Origin of the sequence: Caulobacter sp. FWC26, assembly GCF_002742645.2 — a bacterium.
GTDB lineage: Bacteria > Pseudomonadota > Alphaproteobacteria > Caulobacterales > Caulobacteraceae > Caulobacter.
Genome location: NZ_CP033875.1, coordinates 2,060,473 through 2,077,477, shown reverse-complemented (window position 1 = coordinate 2,077,477; position 17,005 = coordinate 2,060,473). Strand labels below are relative to the sequence as shown.

Annotated in this window: 13 protein-coding genes; 9 read left to right on the top strand and 4 right to left on the bottom strand. The window is 66.2% G+C overall.

Going from position 1 to position 17,005, the window contains the following annotated elements; all coding sequences use genetic code 11:
• Positions 1-25 precede the first annotated feature (25 nt).
• Positions 26-1,246: a restriction endonuclease subunit S gene (locus CSW63_RS11415; RefSeq protein ID WP_099503640.1), complete on the bottom strand. Its 1,221-nt coding sequence runs from the start codon at positions 1,244-1,246 to the stop codon at positions 26-28.
• 124 nt (positions 1,247-1,370) lie between these two features.
• Here CSW63_RS11415 and CSW63_RS11410 point away from each other — a divergent pair, with 124 nt between their 5' ends.
• Both CSW63_RS11410 and CSW63_RS11405 read left to right on the top strand, forming a co-directional pair.
• On the top strand, positions 1,371-1,688 hold the full coding sequence (locus CSW63_RS11410; protein WP_099503642.1) for a DUF1778 domain-containing protein: 318 nt from the start codon (positions 1,371-1,373) through the stop codon (positions 1,686-1,688).
• A 6-nt stretch (positions 1,689-1,694) separates the two neighbouring features.
• The gene (locus tag CSW63_RS11405; protein WP_246842051.1) at positions 1,695-2,180 is read left to right on the top strand and encodes a GNAT family N-acetyltransferase; all 486 of its coding nucleotides are present in this window, start codon (positions 1,695-1,697) and stop codon (positions 2,178-2,180) included.
• A gap of 107 nt (positions 2,181-2,287) precedes the next feature.
• Here CSW63_RS11405 and CSW63_RS11400 read toward each other — a convergent pair whose 3' ends face one another.
• A complete protein-coding gene (locus CSW63_RS11400; protein ID WP_099503647.1) occupies positions 2,288-4,840 on the bottom strand; it encodes a S8 family peptidase in 2,553 nt (850 codons plus the stop codon).
• Positions 4,841-4,892: 52 nt separating this feature from the next.
• Positions 4,893-5,903, bottom strand: coding sequence for an AAA family ATPase (locus CSW63_RS11395; protein ID WP_099503649.1), 1,011 nt, complete (start codon positions 5,901-5,903; stop codon positions 4,893-4,895).
• Between the two features lie 522 nt (positions 5,904-6,425).
• Between CSW63_RS11395 and CSW63_RS11390 the strand changes: the two genes are divergently transcribed.
• The 5 genes from CSW63_RS11390 to CSW63_RS11370 all read left to right on the top strand — a co-directional run bounded on the left by CSW63_RS11390 (position 6,426) and on the right by CSW63_RS11370 (position 10,912).
• Positions 6,426-7,619 (top strand): DUF932 domain-containing protein, encoded by a 1,194-nt coding sequence (locus CSW63_RS11390; RefSeq protein WP_099503651.1) that lies wholly within the window; start codon positions 6,426-6,428, stop codon positions 7,617-7,619.
• A gap of 173 nt (positions 7,620-7,792) precedes the next feature.
• Positions 7,793-9,931 (top strand): ParB/RepB/Spo0J family partition protein, encoded by a 2,139-nt coding sequence (locus CSW63_RS11385; RefSeq protein ID WP_099503653.1) that lies wholly within the window; start codon positions 7,793-7,795, stop codon positions 9,929-9,931.
• 59 nt (positions 9,932-9,990) lie between these two features.
• Positions 9,991-10,209, top strand: a complete 219-nt coding sequence (locus tag CSW63_RS11380) for a hypothetical protein (RefSeq protein ID WP_099503655.1) — start codon at positions 9,991-9,993, stop codon at positions 10,207-10,209.
• A 68-nt stretch (positions 10,210-10,277) separates the two neighbouring features.
• Positions 10,278-10,691 carry a hypothetical protein gene (locus CSW63_RS11375; RefSeq protein ID WP_099503657.1) on the top strand — a complete coding sequence of 138 codons (414 nt, stop codon included), beginning with the start codon at positions 10,278-10,280 and terminating at the stop codon, positions 10,689-10,691.
• Complete coding sequence (locus tag CSW63_RS11370; protein WP_099503659.1) at positions 10,688-10,912, top strand: DUF6117 family protein; 225 nt, start codon at positions 10,688-10,690, stop codon at positions 10,910-10,912. The genes CSW63_RS11375 and CSW63_RS11370 overlap by 4 nt, the downstream gene beginning before the upstream one ends.
• Positions 10,913-10,943: 31 nt before the next feature.
• Here CSW63_RS11370 and CSW63_RS11365 read toward each other — a convergent pair whose 3' ends face one another.
• Positions 10,944-11,303: a hypothetical protein gene (locus tag CSW63_RS11365; protein WP_099503661.1), complete on the bottom strand. Its 360-nt coding sequence runs from the start codon at positions 11,301-11,303 to the stop codon at positions 10,944-10,946.
• Positions 11,304-11,534: 231 nt separating this feature from the next.
• Between CSW63_RS11365 and CSW63_RS11360 the strand changes: the two genes are divergently transcribed.
• Complete coding sequence (locus CSW63_RS11360) at positions 11,535-15,860, top strand: strawberry notch family protein (protein ID WP_099503663.1); 4,326 nt, start codon at positions 11,535-11,537, stop codon at positions 15,858-15,860.
• A complete protein-coding gene (locus CSW63_RS11355; protein WP_099503665.1) occupies positions 15,860-16,894 on the top strand; it encodes a toprim domain-containing protein in 1,035 nt (344 codons plus the stop codon). Before CSW63_RS11360 ends, CSW63_RS11355 begins: the two co-directional genes overlap by 1 nt.
• Positions 16,895-17,005 lie beyond the last annotated feature (111 nt).

The following is a 17,005-nucleotide window of genomic DNA, read 5'->3' as shown; positions in this document are numbered from 1 at the left end:
CTATCGGGAATCAGAGCAACGCCCGTCATGCAAGCAATTTAATAGGTCCTGAGCCTAGATGGGCAATGTTGGTCGACCACCGGGCAATGGATTTGAAAACACCCGAATGCATGTAGTGTCGAAAGACCAACAGCGCGTAATTGGGGTCCACGTGCTCATACGCTCTGAAGCGTATAAGCGTATTCTGGAAGCACGCGCCCGGCACCTCACCTCGGTAGATCGCTGGGCGACCCACCAGCTCAGGGCTCTGTCCCTCGTTCAGCAGAATGTCCCCGTCGCGCAATTCATAGATGGCCACTTCCTCAGGCTCGAAGTTCATGCGGAGCACGTCCGAGGTATCGATCCGATCCTCATAGACGTTGGCGACCCGAAGATAGGGCCGCATGTGCTTGCCGCGTTCATGCTTGGGTGAACGCTGGCGGCCGAGGGTCACCTCGCCCGCCCCATCGACGCGCGACCAAGCCCAGCCCGCGGGAAGCACCGGGTCAAAGCCTTCTAGGTTAGGCGCCCGTTCGCTTTGACCGAATAGATCTGGTTCAGCGCGCGCCGCGCTCGCCGGCGTGCGGCTGCGCTCGGATAGCTCTTCATCCCGCTGCGCGACCAGCTCACCGGCAACGGCCGCAGCGAGCACCTCTCGGAGCTGCTCATCCAGAAGCCGCAATGCGGACTGGAGTCGCGTCTCGGCCTCGCGGATTTCGGTCAAGCGTTGGTCAGCTATGGCAACGATCCGCGCCTGTTCCTTCAACGGTGGCAATGGAAAGTCTAGTTCTGCGAATCGCGAAGCGCCGAGATGCTGAATGCCGACACCTCGAGCGGCTTGAGCGAAGGCGCCGGATACGGCCATTTGTCGGAATACGATCAACGCATACTCGGGCGTGGTTAGATGGGGGCGAAAACGGATGACCGTGTTCTGATAGCAGCAGGGCTGCACCTCACCGCGCCAGATCGCTGATCGGCCGACTTGGCTAGCGCTCCCCGAGGCTTCGGTCAGCAGGACATCCCCCACCTCAAGACCGAACACCTGCTGCTCGGCCGGGGTGAAATTCATCTCCAGCAGGTCATCAAGATTGATACCCGCAGGGGTGATATTCGCGGCTCGAATATATTTGGTCAGGTGTTCGCCCATGGCTTGATCCGGGGACCGTTGACGGCCGAGTCGAACGGCGCCGGCCTGGTCGACGCGGACCACCGCCCAGCCGGCCGGAAGGTCGGGTCGAGAAGGTGTCTGATCGTCGTTCGTGCTCATGGTCTTGTGCGCCTATTACCGCGCACCAAGAAGCTGAACCGCCCAAAGGCTCGCCTTCACCCCCTTGATGCGTCCGGCTGTAAGCCGTACAATAGCCTTCAGGCGATCATTAAGGCAATGGCCCATGAAACATACGGCGGCGAAAAGGCGGGTCGCGGCCCGCAGCGAGCGATTGGAGGCGCGTGTGTCCTCTGATCAGAAGGAACTTTTCCTCCGTGCTGCCGAGTTGCAGGGCCGAACGCTCACGGATTTTGTCATCTCGAGCGTGCATGAGGCCGCCGTGCGCACCCTTGAGGACCTGCAGTCGGTCAAGCTAGCGGTTGATGAAAGCCGCGCTTTCGCCGAGGCTCTCCTGAACCCCCGAGAGCCCGGCTCGCGACTTTCCGCGGCCGCTCGGCGCTATATGGCGTCGGTCGCGGCGCATGAGCCGAATGCTCGCTAGCCCTTGTTGATCCAGACACTCGACGACACTCACGATCGCGCCGGGTTCGAGTCCGGCGTGGACGCGCTAGACCGATATTTCCGCACCCAAGCCAGTCAGGACGTTCGCCGACGCGTCGCCTCCTGTTTCGTCCTCGTAGAGGGTGATCTCACGCCTCTCGCGTTCTCGACACTTGCCAGAACATCGATCGCTCTGTCCAACCTTCCGGCAACGCTGACGAAGCGCTTGCCGCGCTACCCCGTCGTACCGGCGACGTTGCTCGGGCGACTCGCCGTCGATCGGCGCCATCGCGGACGCCGACTGGGCGAGCACATGCTTTTGGACGCCTTCGCACGAGCGCTGCGCAGCGAAATCACCACATTCGCCATCCTGGTCGACGCGAAGGACGAAGCCGCAGGAGCTTTCTACCGCGCCTACGACTTCCTTCCCTTGGATAACGCCGGCCGCCGTCTTTTCCTCCCGATGGCCGAGGTCGCTCGCCTGTTCGCGTAACGCCGTAGGCCTTCAAGAGTGAAGTGCCCCTTGAACACCGGTACGAGAGCGTCCATGCCCGCCCAACCCGCCCACTGCGGCTTTGTCCCGCCCTCTTAATCGGTACGCTAACCGAGTAGCACTTCTATCTCTTTGTTCTCAACAAGCGTGCTGATCTCACTGTAGAGATCGACATCTTGGCCGGGCGCAGAGATGGAAATGACCAGAGCGTACCGCGCCTTATCAGCCACCCGCTTCTGGCCGACGTGCGACTTCCACCATCCCCCGACCGGATAGACCGCGATGGCGTCGTGACCTGCCAGTTCGATCGCCCTGCCGCGCCACAGATCGCAATGCAGCGACCCCGCCTGGATAGCTTTTGGCCCTAGAAGCCAGCAACTGGCCTCGCCATCGGCTTCGGTGCCGTCCTTGGCCTGGCTCGCTGAAATCCGGCTACGGAAGCGCGCTGCCGTCTCGGTGCGCTTCTTCATGTCAAACCGCAGCCCGAAAGAACGATAGGTGTCCGGTCGGGTCGCCGCCTTGCCCGCCAAGTTCGGCTCGATGAAATACGACAAGGTCACCTTCATCGTGACAATCTCGTTTTCGAGCTTCTCCAGCGCTGCTTTCGGCCAAGGCAGATCGTAGAAGTGCATCTCATTGAACACGCCGGTCCGGCCGTCCGCACCGATCGCGAAGGGCTGAATCTCGGCCTGGGCGACGAGCGTGGCGTCATTGCGCGCCGACAGGATCGCTCGCTCGATGTCCGGTACGCCGTAACCGAACTCGCGAAGCATCTCCTGCTTCTTGCCCTTGGTGGCCGCCTTCCCGGTCTTCCAGTGGGCACCGGTGCCGATGAACTTTCTCCGGATCGGTTCGGGCCATCGGGCCGAATCCACGGTCAGTGCGCGGTGCGTCTCCGCCCACAGGTCCGGCCGAGCCGCCTGCAGGCGGCCGATGAAGTTTCCGGCCATGCCGGCGGCAGCGCTCGTCGCCCAGAACGGGACAAGCGGTTCAGCCGTCACATCGGAGCCGGCCGACAGGAGAGAGACGGCCGGGTCCCAGCCGCAGAAGCCGGTCGCGTCCGACATCATATTGCCGGCCTCGAACAAGACTTCCGGCTTAATCGGCGTCAGGTCGTCGGGCAGCGACTGTGAGCCACGACTGAACGGGCTGCGGTGATTGGCCGGAACGGCGGCCTGCAACACCGGCGGCGGCGCCGGCGGCTGCTCCTTGCGCGTGAAGCCGCCGATGGTCAGGGCGTTCCAGCTCTGTGACGGGTCTTCCAGAGGCTGCGAAGGAAGGACGTCCACCGCCATGCCACCAGAGACGTTCCCGGTGGCGACGACGATCAGCCTCTTCGGTCGTTCCGCGGCCGGGACGGTGTCATCAGCCTCGCCTGGCATGGCCCCCGCCGCGATCTGGTCGATCGCACCGCTCCAAGTCGATGGCCGGCTTGGAGGGAAATCGGTGGCGGACGTGGCGATGCAAAAGCTCCGCACCACATCCGGGCGCTCGATCTCGACCGAACTGACGGCGCCCTGGGTCACCACACCGTAGCTGGGCGGCTTTGTTGGCGGAAACCCGCCGGGCGGCAGCAGCTTCATGGATTCGGCGCCATGGGTGAGTTCGACAGGACGCTCATCGTTCATCAACGGTTCCAGGTCGCCGTAGAGTACGAGCCCCGCAAGCGGCGTGCCGTGACCGCCATGCGGCTGGTGATCGTCCGCACCCCAGGCGGGATCGTAAGCCCAAGCGCCGCGCAGGCCGGGCGCAATCAACGGATGAGCCGCCATCACGCCAGTGTCGAGCGTACAGACCACGGGAGCGTCAGGAGACGGCGGGCTCACGCGCTGCGCCAGCTCTTCCACCCAGTCATGCTGTCCAAGACCGGTCTCCCCACGGTCGAGGAAAGGCTCGATCGTTCCCGTCGCGCGGCGAATTTCGGTGATGGCGCCTGGCACGCGCGCCGCGAACGCTGCCACCGCCGCAGCAACCGCGTGAATGAAGACAACCGTCGTGTCGGGAAAGATCAGGCGATCGCCGTGCACATCGATGTTCGCATTGCGGGCCGCCGCCACCAGGCGATCCGCTAGTGCGACCGGCTGGCGAACCCAGAGCTCCCACCATAGGATGTCGGGCGCAGCCAGATCCACCTCGCCGGTGAACAGCGATACGGCTTCTGCAGCCCTGACTTCCTCGATCACCTCGAACCGCTCGGCATCGGGGCGTCTCTGATTGCCGGGATCGCGTCCATAGTCAGCGATGCGATTGCGCAGGAAGGCGCGGGCATCATCCGGCACGAACACCAAGGCGCTTTCGGTGCGGTCCTCGTTGCGCTCCGATCGCAAGATCACAACGTCCTGTGTAGGAAACTCCAGCGCCGCGGGCACCTTCACGGCCTTGATCCGGGAGTCTTCCGCTGGCGGCAGCGTCGTGACCTCCACGACAGTACCGGATTTCAGCCCCTGTATGGGCAGGCGCGGGTCGGCAGCGGCAGCCGGAACCGTCCCCAGCGCCGCTGCGAGCTGGTCGAGGAGCTGCGTCGCATGCGCCGTATAGTCTCCCCGGAGGGGTTTGCGTTCCTGATTGCGTGAGGGAAAGGTATAGGCCGCGGTCTCACGAAAGACGTCGATCGAGATATGCGCGCGGTCTCTCGTGTCGAAATTATCGGGCTCTGCCATAGGCTCCTACTTCTTCATTCGCGTTCCGTTCGATCCGTTCGGCGGAGCCTGCCTAACGGCCGGGTTGGCGACGGAACTTGCCCTTCAAAGTCTGTCGATTTTGGAGCGCGTCACGCAAGGCATCGGGCGATACCTTCGAGGCGCCTTCCAGGATGGCGTCCTTGACGACGGCATCGGCCGCGCGGACCAACTCGCCCTGGCTCAGGCCTTCGAGCACGCTTTCAATGCCGGGCCATACCGTCGACGCGAACTTGAACTTGCCAAGCCGACGTTCAACGATGGCCCGCGCTGACGTCGCGTCTGGCAATGTATATTCGACCACTTCGTCGAAACGACGCGCCAGAGCTTCGTCCAGGATCTCGACATGATTGGTCGCGGCCAGCACGAGACTGTCGGTTGAATTTGGCTCCTCCATGAAGGCCAGCACCGAATTCAGAACCCGTCGTATTTCGCCGACATCGTTCGGGTGGCCTCGGCGAGAGCCGATCGCGTCGAACTCATCAAGTAGATAGACGCCGCGGGTCTGCGCAATCTGGTCGAAGAGCAAGCGCAGCTTGCCGGCGGTCTCGCCGAAAAACCGGCTGAACAGCGATTCGAGCCGGACCGTGAACAGCGGCAGCCGCAGTTCGCCGGCCAAGGCCGAGGCCGTCATCGTCTTGCCCGTTCCGGGCGGGCCAACAAGGAGCATGTGCGTGGCGGGGGTCTGTCCGTGCTCACGCAGGGTCGCACGCTCCTGCTGCTGGCGGACGACACGGCCCAGCCGCTTGGCAATTTCATCGGAGAGCACCATGCTCGAGAGCGCAACCTTGGGATAGGCGCTCTCGACGAGGCCCTGCAATTCGCCGCGCGGCCGGGCGAGCGGGATCGGGGTCTGTCCGCCGGCAGGTTTGCCGGTCCCTCGCTGATCACGTGCCTTCTGGACAAGCCGTTTCAGCTTCTCAGCGTCATCCGCACGGCCCTGGCGAGCTTCCTGAGCGGCGATCTGCAAGGCGATCGACAGGAGCTGGTCCTCATCCCCGTCGATATGCGAGTTCAGGAGTGCGAGAATTTGCTTAGTCGACATGCTCGCCTCCTTTCTTTGGTTGGGCCTCGCTATACTGTTGCCTGCTCAGATGCTTTTGGCTCTCGCTTGCTTCGCCAACGCTATCGGAATCAGGCCAAAAGCGCCACCGTTTCCTCTCTACCACAGAGTTTCCTAACCATTCTTTCGACCCGTGGGATGCGAAGCTCAGCCGCCCAGCCGGCCAGACCAGTGTGGGCGACATCTCGACCGGCTGTGCTTCCCTCAATCAACGCAGGAACAAAACAGGAACTTTATATCGAACCCATCCTGGGGATTCAACGGGGTGCTTGCGGCCCCTGCGGGAGCTGATCGCGCGGCCGATGTCCTAGTTGTGGGCCGTCGAGGCTTCCAGAGATGACCTTGAGGGGAAAGCATTCCCCGGCGGCCGAGCCTTTGTCTCGGTCGACCCCTTCTGCGGGGAGACCCCGCAACGCCCCCTGAGAGTGAGAGTGCGGACCGGTTTTCCGTGACGGGTTGAGAGCTGGGAGAGAGCTTCCGGTGCCCGTCGTGGAGATTGGTCCCATGAACATACAGGTCCTCGATGCGCGCAGTGATGCGCGTGGCGGTTACAAGGTCGATGTCAGCCGTGGCGAGCAGATCGGCCGCGTCTCGTCCGAATGGTTCTCCCGGCCAGCGGATGAGCGCTATCTATCTCTGTCCGAGCTGGCGCATTCCGTTCGCGACCGGGCCGACCGCAGCCGGACGCGTGTCGTGGAAAGCGCACTCATCCATGTGGAGGCGAACCGCCGCGACCCGGAACGCCTGGCGTTGATCCTTCCCGGCACGGATACGCCTATCGCCCCGACCCATTGGAGCTTCGGCCAACTGGCCGGCCTGGTCGGCGCGCCGGCCGCCTATCTGCGCCAACTCCCGGCGCCGCTCGCCGCCATCAACCTGCAATATGGCCTGACGTCCAATCGGGCCGAGCAGATCAAGACGCTCGAAACCGATAACGGCCGTGTCGAACTGCGCGCCGTCACCGGCCCGGACTATGGCCGCATCTTCGACCACGAGCTGGTCGAGGCGGTGCAGCGCATCGCCGGCAACGGCACGGGCGACACACGCTGGAAGGTGCCAGGCGTGCTGGACTGGTCGACCGGCATCTACAATCCGCGCGTCGACATCACCAAAGACACCACGACGCTCTATGCCTCCGATCGGGATGTCTTCCTGTTCCTCGTCGACGACCTGAACCCGATCGAGGCCGGACGGCTGGCGGACGGCTCGCCGGATCTCTATTTCCGCGGCTTCTACTGCTGGAACTCCGAGGTGGGCGCCAAGACGCTCGGCATGGCGAGCTTCTATCTGCGGGCGGTCTGCCAGAATCGCAATTTATGGGGCGTGGAGGATTTCGAGGAAATCACCATCCGCCACTCCAAATATGCCGCCAACCGCTTCGCCCATGAGGCGGCGCCGGCGCTGGCGAACTTCGCCAACTCCTCAGCCCTGCCTTTCGTAAACGGCATAAAGGCAGCCCGCGAGAGAATCGTGGCACGCACCGATGAGGACCGTACCGACTTCCTGCGCCGCCGCGGCTTTTCGAAGGCCGAGACCAGCAAGATCATCGACACCGTGCTGGCCGAGGAAGGCCGGCCGCCCGAGTCGATCTTCGATTTCGTGCAGGGCATCACCGCCGTTGCCCGCGACAAGGCGCATCAGGACGCCCGTCTCGACATGGAGGCCAAGGCTAAGAAGCTGCTCGATCGGGCGGCCTGATCTCCGCAAGGCCGGGGATGCGGTTTGCGTGTCTCCGGCTCTGCGCTTCCGTGCCTTTCTGGTTTCCCGGTCCGTGGCGCTGCCCCCTTTAGAGGAAGAGGGCGGCGCTTCGCTTCGTGACGGGTTTAGGGCTGAGAGAGAGTCTCTCGGCGCCCGTCGCGGAGTAATCCCCGATGGCTACTGCAGTTCAGAAGATCATCCTGTCGTCCTCACGCGACATCCCCTTCAACAAGCTGGTGCTCAGCCAGTCCAACGTCCGGCGTGTGAAGGCCGGCATCTCGATCGAGGACCTGGCGGCCTCGATCGCGCGTCGCGGCCTGATCCAGAGCCTCAGCGTCGTGCCCGTGGTCGACGCCGAAGGTCAGGAGACCGGCATGTTCGAGGTCCCGGCCGGCGGCCGCCGCTTCCGTGCGCTGGAGCTGCTGGTCAAGCAGAAGCGCCTCGCCAAGATCGCCCCCGTGCCGTGCGTCGTGCGCAAGCGCGACGACGAGGTCCTGTCCGAGGAAGTGTCGCTGGTCGAGAATATCGATCGCGCGCCGCTTCATCCGCTGGACCAGTTCCGCGCCTTCCAGGATATGCGGGTGAAGGGCAAGACCGAGGAGGAGATCGCCGCAGCGCTCTTCGTCCCGGTCCAGGTGGTCAAGCAGCGCCTGCGCCTCGCGGCCGCATCGCCCGTCCTGCTCGACGTCTATGCCGAGGACGGCATGACGCTCGACCAGCTCATGGCCTTCACCGTCACCGACGACCATGCCCGCCAGGAGCAGGTCTGGGAGGCGATCAAGGACGCTTGGTCGAAGGAGCCCTATCAAATCCGTCGCATGCTCACCGAGACGACGGTGCGCGCTTCGGACAAGCGCGCCGTCTTCGTCGGTGTCGAAGCCTATGAGCTGGCCGGTGGCATCGTCATGCGCGACCTGTTCCAGTCCGACGATGGCGGCTGGCTGCAGGATGCGGCGCTGCTCGATCGGCTGGTCGCAGAGAAGCTGAAGGCGACGGCAGAGACCATCGCCGCCGAGGCCTGGAAGTGGATCGAGGTCGCGGTCAGCTTCCCCTACGACGCAACGCGCGGCCTGCGCGAGCTGCAGGGCGAACCGCTCGACCTGACGGCGGATGAACAGGCGACGATCGCGGCGCTCAACTCCGAGTACCAGAAGCTCGAGGCCGAATATGAGGACGCCGATGAGTTGCCCGACGAGGTCGACCAGCGGCTCGGCGAGATCGAGACGGCGCTGTCGGCCTTCGACACCCGTCCCGTGCGATTCGAGGCCGCCGACATCGCCCGCGCCGGTGTGTTCATCAGCATCGCTCATGACGGCACCGTCGCCATCGATCGCGGCTATGTCCGGGCCGAGGACGAGGCTCCCGACCCCGGCGCCGAGGCCGATGGGGGCGAAACCGAAGGTCGGTCGGATGAGCCCGGTGCGCCGGCCGTGCAGCGCGCCGTCATCACGATCGGCGGCCAGCCCGTCGAGGCGGAGGACGACGAGGACGACGCGATCAAGCCGCTCCCCGAGCGCCTGGTCATCGAGCTGACGGCCTATCGCACCCTCGCGCTGCGCAACGCCGTCGCGGAGAACCCGCACGTCGCCATGACCGCACTGCTCCACAAGCTGGTGTCGGACACCTTCATGACCCGCATGTACACGGGCGCCATGGAGGCCGGGGTGAAGCACGTCTTCTTCCCGGCGCAGGACGATGGGCTGAAGGACTGCCCGTCCGCCCGCGCGGTGCAGGACCGTCACGCCGCCTGGGCCGGCGACATCCCGAAGGACGACGATGCCCTATGGGACTGGCTCGCGGGCTTGGACGACGCCAGCCGGATGGCGCTGCTGGCGCATTGCGTCAGCTACGGCGTCAACGCGCTCTATGAGCGGCCGAACCCGCACAGCGCCGGCGGCGTGTCGCAGCACACGCTCGGCATGCGGCTCGCCCAGGCCGACCGCCTGACCAAGGCGACTGGGCTCGATCTGGTGGAGGCCGGCTGGCGCCCGACCTTCGGCAATTACCTCAACCGTGTCACCAAGCCCCGCATCCTGCAGGCGGTTCGCGAGGGCGTCGGAGAGCAGGCCGCGCAGCTCATCGACCACCTGAAGAAGGGCGACATGGCCAAGGAGGCCGAGCGGCTGCTCGCCGAGACCGGCTGGCTGCCCGAGCCGCTGCGCCTGATCGACGATGCCGAGGTGTCCACGCCGGAGGTCGAGGCTGGCGGCGAGGACGACGATGCGGCGCTGCCCGCGTTCCTCGCCGGCGACGACGAGGTTGTCACGGCGGAGGCCACCGACGACGAAGCGCACCTTGTCGCAGCCGAATGACGAGCACCCGGAGCGGCTTCGGCCGCTCCGGTCCTTTCCCCGATTGAAGGAGCATCGCCATGTCGCGATCCAACCCGTCGCCACGCCGCGTCGTCTTCCAGTACCTCGTTCCCGTACATGTCGAGGTCGAGGACGGCATCGTCGGCCGCGTGACGATCATCGACGAAACCCCGGTGCGCGCCCCCGTCGTCGTCGAAGGCGATCCCGCCTATCTCGCCGACGCCATCCGCGCCGCCGACGACGGCCAGGCCTGGCCATCCTGGCAGTTCGGCTACTAGCCGCGCCACCCCGAACCCACTCCGAGCCCGGCCCGAGCGCCGGGCTCTTTTCGTTTCCGGAGCCCGCCATGACCGATTTCTCCACCCGCTATTCCTGCCTGCTCGATGTCGGCACCTCCGCCAACGTCGCCCGGGCCTTCGACATCTACGCCGCCTTGATGGCCGAGAACGACCGCGAAGACCCGCCGGCCGAGCCGTTTCATCTATCTGTGACACCCGATCACGGTGCGTCGCGGCTCTGGCTGCGCGATCCCGGCACCGCAGATCCGCAGCTTGCGATCACCTTCGTGACGCGCTGCGCCGAGGCCCTCGCGCTGACCGGCCGTTGGGGATTTCAATGGGCCGGCATCGCCTCCGATCCCGTGGTCGATGGTTTCTCGGGCGGCACCCATGTGCTCGATCTTGCCACCGGCGAGACGATCGCATGGACGAGCACCGGCCGCTGGCTCGCCGACCGGCTTGCCAGGGGAGGCGCGCGATGAGCATCCCCGACCATGCCCGCGCCAACTTCCAGACGCTCCTGCGCGCCGCGAACAGTGGCGACCTGGCGCTGATGGAATGCACCGACGTAGCAACCGGCGAACCGCGCTACGTGATCTGCGCCGTCGGCCGCGATGACGGCGAGTTCGTCTTCACACCGTTCGGCCATCTCGCCGATGGCAATCCCTTCGAAATCTACAGCCCGCCGGACGCGTCGACATAGGCGAGCGCGCGCCCAATGTCCTCGCTCGCCGCTACCAGACCGCAACTTCCCACTGCCCGTTGACGCGGGCAAATCCGATTGGCCGGTTTTGCGGGCTCGCGTTCGGCCTGGTCGGATCGAGCACGATCTGCGTCATGCAGGTCACGCCCGGACCGACCCCACCCGGCGAGCAATCGCCGAGCTTCAGCGTCGCGTTCGCCAGCGACGTGCCCGTGAACAGGCGATGGCGCCGCACGGCCGCGGTCGCTTCGCCCTCGCTCGGCTCTGCGACGCCGGCGGCGACGGCCGGAGATGCAGTGACCGGCGAGATCACCGGCCTGAGCACGAAACCCGCACCGAAGCCGACAGCCAGACAGGCCGCGCCGAGAATGCCAATCGCACTGCCCTTCATCTCGCCTCCGATGCTCACTCAGCCGGCGCGGCACGCGCGAATGGTGCGAGGCACAGCGGCTTGTTTTCCTACGAGAACTTAGCGTCCCATCCGCACCGCCGGAAGCCGGTGCGACAGGCCGGGTTCCGGCCGCGCCAGAGTGAGAGGGTGGCCGGGACGGGTTTGAGCCCGTCCGGTCGAGAGAGAGCGCCGGGCCGGCTCGCTCCTGTTCCGCTCTCCGAGGTTCCTCTCATGCTTCATGATCCGCTTCCAGCCGCTCACGCGGCTTCGCTCCCGCTTGTCCCCCACACGCCGCCGGCCGCCTCTATCCTCGCCGCCGCCGAACGCATCCTCTCCCACCTCGAACAGGGCCGCACCGTTGATGCCGCCATGCTGCGCAGCGCCATGGAGGATGCCTTCGGCGCGTCCGACGCAGCCGGCGCGTGGGACTGGAAAGCCGCCTATGACGCCTGCGAGGTCGCGACCGTCCTGTTCCTACGCAAATACGGAAAGCCGCTTTTCCGTAAAGCCGCATCGCCGGCTTCACGACTCTCCGCGCTTGTGAAGATCGTCGGACTGTTACCGACGCACACGCGCCGATCCGAGGAGGCGCAGGCCTTCCAGCAATTCTCGACGCCGATCCCGCTCGGCCTTGCCGCGCTGACGGCGGCAACATTGGCCCCGGCAGATCGCGTGCTGGACCCGTCCGCCGGGACCGGACTGCTCGCCGTCCTCGCCGAGACCGCAGGCGCATCGCTCATCCTCAACGAGCTGGCCGAGACCCGCGCCGATCTTCTCACCTCTCTCTTTCCGGCCATGCCCGTCACGCGCTTCGACGCCGCCCAGATCGACGACCATCTCGATCCGGCCGCTGTGCCGAGCGTCGTCATCATGAACCCGCCATTCTCGGTGATGGCGAACGTCACCGGGCGGGTCGCGGACGCCGCCTATCGGCACATCGCCTCGGCGCTGGCCCGGCTGGCCGACGGCGGACGCCTCGTCGCCATCACGGGCGCGAACTTCTCGCCCGAGCTTCCGGCCTGGCGGGACGCCTTCGTGCGCCTGCAGGGACGCGGCCGCGTCGTGTTCACCGCCGCGATCGCCGGCTCGGTCTATGCCAAGCACGGCACGACCATCGAGACCCGCCTGACCGTCATCGACAAAGCGCCGGCCGAGGACCCCGAGCATTTCCCGGATTCGGCCGGGATCGCACCCGATGTCGCGACCTTGCTCGGCTGGATCGACGCGCAGCTTCCGGCACGCCTGCCGGTCTCGATCATGCGTCCCGCCGCGACACCGGCCGCAACGCCGCGCACGGTGCGAGGCTATCTCGCCCGCGCGGCGACGGCCCAGCCCGCCCGCCGTATCGCCCAGCTCGAAGGCGTGCCGCTCGACTATGAGACCATCGACTGGACGCCGCCGGAGACCGGCCGCCTGTCGGAGTCGATCTATGAGGCCTATGCGCTCCAGTCGATCCGCATCGCCGGCGCACAGCCGCATCCGACCAAGCTGGTGCAGTCCGCCGCCATGGCCTCGGTCGCGCCGCCAAAGCCGAGCTACCGACCGACGCTGCCGGCGCCGATCGTCGCCGACGGCATCCTATCCGACGCCCAGCTCGAGACGATCATCTATGCCGGCGAGACGCATGGCGAATATCTCGCCGGGGCCTGGACCGTGGACGAGACCGGCGATCTCGTCACCGCCGCGCCGGACGATGCCCCGAACGCGGTCCGCTTCCGCCGTGGCTTCATGCTCGGCGATGGGACCGGCGCCGGCAAGGGCCGCCAGTCTGCCGGCATCATCCTCGATAACTGGCTCCAGGACCGCCGCAAGGCAGTCTGGATCTCCAAGTCCGACAAGCTGCTCGAAGACGCCCAGCGCGACTGGTCGGCGCTCGGCATGGAACGCTTGCTGGTCACGCCGCTGTCGCGCTTCCCTCAGGGTACGTCGATCCGGCTGCCCGAAGGCGTCCTATTCACCACCTATGCCACGCTACGGTCCGACGACCGCGGCGAGAAGCTTTCACGGGTCAAGCAGATCGTCGAATGGTTGGGCTCCGATTTCGACGGAGTGATCATTTTCGACGAGTCCCACGCGATGCAGAACGCCGGGGGCGGCAAGGGAGAACGGGGCGATGTCGCCCCGTCGCAGCAAGGCCGTGCGGGGCTCCGGCTCCAGCACGCGCTGCCGAACGCCCGCGTGGTCTATGTCTCGGCGACCGGCGCGACCACCGTCCACAATCTCGCCTATGCCCAACGGCTCGGCCTGTGGGGCGGCGACGATTTCCCCTTCGCCAACCGCGCGGAATTCGTGGAAGCCGTCGAGAATGGCGGCGTCGCGGCGATGGAGGTGCTGGCCCGCGACCTTCGGGCGCTCGGCCTCTATACGTCCCGTTCGCTCTCTTATGACGGCGTCGAATATGAGCTGGTCGAGCACCAGCTCACACCCGAACAGACCCGCATCTACGATGCCTATGCCGGCGCCTTCGCCATCATCCATAATCATCTCGACGCGGCGATGCGCGCCGCCAATATCACCGGCGATACCGGCACGCTGAACCGGCAAGCGAAATCCGCCGCGCGCTCAGCCTTCGAGAGCGCCAAGCAGCGTTTCTTCGGTCATCTGCTGACCAGTATGAAGACGCCGACGCTGGTCCGCTCGATCGAGCAGGACCTGGCGGCCGGCCATTCCGCCGTCATTCAGATCGTCTCGACCGGCGAAGCCCTGATGGAGCGGCGGCTGGCCGAGATCCCCACCGAGGAGTGGAATGACGTCCGCGTCGACATCACGCCGCGCGAATACGTCCTCGACTACCTCGCCCATTCCTTCCCGGTACAGCTCTACGAGCCGTTTTCCGACAGCGAGGGCAACCTGTCGTCGCGGCCGGTCTACCGGGACGGCCAGCCGGTCGAGAGCCGGGATGCCGTCGCTCGCCGCGATGAGCTGATCGAGCGCCTCGCATCCTTGGAGCCCGTGCCCGGAGCCCTCGACCAGATCGTCCAGCGGTTCGGCACGGACGTGGTCGCCGAGGTGACCGGCCGCTCGCGGCGCGTGGTTCGCAAAGGCGACCGCCTTACGGTCGAGAACCGGGCGGGATCGGCCAACCTCTCCGAGGCGGCCGCGTTCATGGACGACGACAAGCGCGTCCTCGTCTTCTCCGATGCCGGCGGGACGGGTCGCAGCTACCACGCTGACCTTGCCGCCCGGAACCAGCGCCTGCGCATCCACTATCTCCTGGAGCCCGGCTGGAAGGCTGACGCGGCGATCCAGGGGCTCGGCCGCACCAACCGTACAAACCAGGCGCAGCCGCCGCTCTTCCGGCCGATCGCGACTGACGTGAAGGCCGAGAAGCGTTTCCTTTCGACCATCGCGCGCCGGCTCGACACGCTCGGCGCCATCACGCGCGGCCAGCGCCAGACCGGCGGTCAGGGTCTGTTCCGGTCCGAGGACAATCTCGAATCCCACTATGCGCGCGACGCGCTGCGCCAGCTCTACCTGCTGCTCGTGCGCGGCAAGGTCGAGGGCTGCTCGCTCGATCGCTTCGAGTCCGCCACCGGCCTGAAGCTGATGGACGACAACGGCATCAAGGATGAGTTGCCGCCGATCACGACCTTCCTCAACCGGCTGCTGGCGCTGACCATCGAGTTGCAGGGTATCCTCTTCACCGCGTTCGAGCAGCTTCTGACGGCGAAGATCGAGGGCGCGATCCGCAGCGGTCACTATGACGTCGGGCTGGAGACGTTGCAGGCCGAGAGCTTCGTGGTCACCGACAGCCAGGTCATCCACGTCCATCCCGGCACCGGCGCCGAGACGCGGCTGCTCACCATCACACGCCGGGAGCGCAATCGCCCGATCTCACTCGCCGATGCACTGGGCCATCTCGCCGATCCTCGCGCGCGCCCGCTGGTGAACGGTCGCTCGGGGCGCTCCGCCGTGCAGATGCCGGCGCCGTCGATGATGCTCGACGATGGCGAGATCGAACGCCGCGTCTGCCTGATCCGGCCGATGGAGCAGCATTATGCGCCGCTGCGCATGATGGACGAAAGCCATTGGGAGGAAGCTGATCGCGCTCGCTTCGCCGCGGCATGGCAAGCGGAGCTTGCCGACATCCCGGAGTTCTCCGACAGCACGATCCACATCGTCGCTGGCCTGCTGCTGCCGATCTGGAAGCGCCTGCCGGACGAGTCGACGCGGGTGTATCGGCTCCAGACCGACGCGGGCGAGCGCATCATCGGCCGCCGGGTCTCGCCGGCCTGGGCCGCCAACGCCGCCTCGCAGGGGGCGAGCACGCTGACGCCGGAACATGCCTTCGCCGCGCTGATGGAGGGCAGTACGGTCCTCGATCTCGCCGAGGGCCTCCAGCTTCGCCGCGCCCGCGTCATGAGCGCCTATCGCCTGGAGCTGACCGGCTTCACCGAGGCGATGCGCGAGCGGCTGCGGGCCTATGGCCTGTTCAGCGAGATCATCTCGTGGAAGCTCCGCTTCTTCGTACCGGCCGACGCCAGCGGCGTGAGCATCCTCACCAAGCTACTCGACACCTATCCGGTGGCGCGCATCTCCGAACGGGAGGCCGCGTGATGTCGCGTCGCGATGCTTCCGATCTCGCGCAGCGTCTCGGCCGGCAGGCCGAGGCGGTGTGTCGCCATTACCTCTCCAGCGGGCGGCGCGAGGGCCGCTACTGGCTGGTCGGCGACGTGCGCAACACGCCCGGTCGCTCGATGTATGTGCGGCTCAAGGACTCTCCGAAAGGTCCGGCCGGCAAATGGACCGACGCCGCGACCGGCGAGCATGGCGATCTTCTCGACGTGATCCGGGAGAGCTGCGGCCTCATCGACTTCAAGGACGTCGCCGACGAGGCACGGACCTTCCTCAGCATGCCCGCATCCACGCCGATGCCGGCGAACCCACGTCAGGCGCCAGCGCCGCACGGATCGCCCGAGGCAGCCCGCCGCCTGATCGGCATGTCGCAGCCGATCACCGGCACGCTCGTACAATCGTACTTACGCGAACGCGGCATTACGGATTTACGCGGAACCGGAAACCTGCGCTTCCACCCGCGCTGCTATTATCGGCCCGACGAGCATTCTCCGACCGAGACCTGGCCGGCGATGATCGCAGCCGTCACCGACCTCCGCGACAGGATCACCGGAGCGCATCGGACCTGGCTCGACCCGCGACGCCGCGACAAGGCGCCACTCGACACGCCGAGGCGGGCGATGGGCGATCTTCTCGGCAACGCGGTGCGCTTCGGCACGGGCGGCGAAGTCATGGCGGCCGGCGAAGGCATCGAGACCGTACTGTCGGTCAGGCAGGTCTTGCCCGACATGCCGATGCTGGCGGCGCTCTCCGCAGCCCATCTCGCCGCCATCCTGTTCCCGGACACGCTGCGGCGGCTCTACGTCCTGCGCGACGACGATCCGGCCGGTGACGGTGCGCGCGACAGCCTGGTCGAACGGGCGAACGCGGCCGGCATCGAGGCGATCGTCATCTCGCCCCAGCTCGGCGACTTCAACGAGGATCTCCGCACCCTCGGCATCGACGCGCTCAGAAGCCAGACCCGGATGCAGATCGGGCCGCAGGACGTGGTGCGTTTCATGGCGCTAGTGGCATAGCCGGCAGGCAGGAAGGCGGCGGCGGTGCCGTCAGGCCCGTCCGGATGCCCCATACCGTCTGAGAGGACCGCGCCTCGGCCTTCGAGAGGGCGATCGGCCCACAGTCGGGCC

What these genes read in the sequence shown, in the direction of transcription:
- CSW63_RS11385 (WP_099503653.1), top strand. Translation starts at nt 7,793, where the DNA reads ATGGCTACTGCAGTTCAGAAGATCATCCTGTCGTCCTCACGCGACATC.
- CSW63_RS11370 (WP_099503659.1), top strand. Translation starts at nt 10,688, where the DNA reads ATGAGCATCCCCGACCATGCCCGCGCCAACTTCCAGACGCTCCTGCGC.
- CSW63_RS11410 (WP_099503642.1), top strand. Translation starts at nt 1,371, where the DNA reads ATGAAACATACGGCGGCGAAAAGGCGGGTCGCGGCCCGCAGCGAGCGA.
- CSW63_RS11395 (WP_099503649.1), bottom strand. Translation starts at nt 5,903, where the DNA reads ATGTCGACTAAGCAAATTCTCGCACTCCTGAACTCGCATATCGACGGG.
- CSW63_RS11400 (WP_099503647.1), bottom strand. Translation starts at nt 4,840, where the DNA reads ATGGCAGAGCCCGATAATTTCGACACGAGAGACCGCGCGCATATCTCG.
- CSW63_RS11360 (WP_099503663.1), top strand. Translation starts at nt 11,535, where the DNA reads ATGCTTCATGATCCGCTTCCAGCCGCTCACGCGGCTTCGCTCCCGCTT.
- CSW63_RS11390 (WP_099503651.1), top strand. Translation starts at nt 6,426, where the DNA reads ATGAACATACAGGTCCTCGATGCGCGCAGTGATGCGCGTGGCGGTTAC.
- CSW63_RS11375 (WP_099503657.1), top strand. Translation starts at nt 10,278, where the DNA reads ATGACCGATTTCTCCACCCGCTATTCCTGCCTGCTCGATGTCGGCACC.
- CSW63_RS11355 (WP_099503665.1), top strand. Translation starts at nt 15,860, where the DNA reads ATGTCGCGTCGCGATGCTTCCGATCTCGCGCAGCGTCTCGGCCGGCAG.
- CSW63_RS11365 (WP_099503661.1), bottom strand. Translation starts at nt 11,303, where the DNA reads ATGAAGGGCAGTGCGATTGGCATTCTCGGCGCGGCCTGTCTGGCTGTC.
- CSW63_RS11415 (WP_099503640.1), bottom strand. Translation starts at nt 1,246, where the DNA reads ATGAGCACGAACGACGATCAGACACCTTCTCGACCCGACCTTCCGGCC.
- CSW63_RS11380 (WP_099503655.1), top strand. Translation starts at nt 9,991, where the DNA reads ATGTCGCGATCCAACCCGTCGCCACGCCGCGTCGTCTTCCAGTACCTC.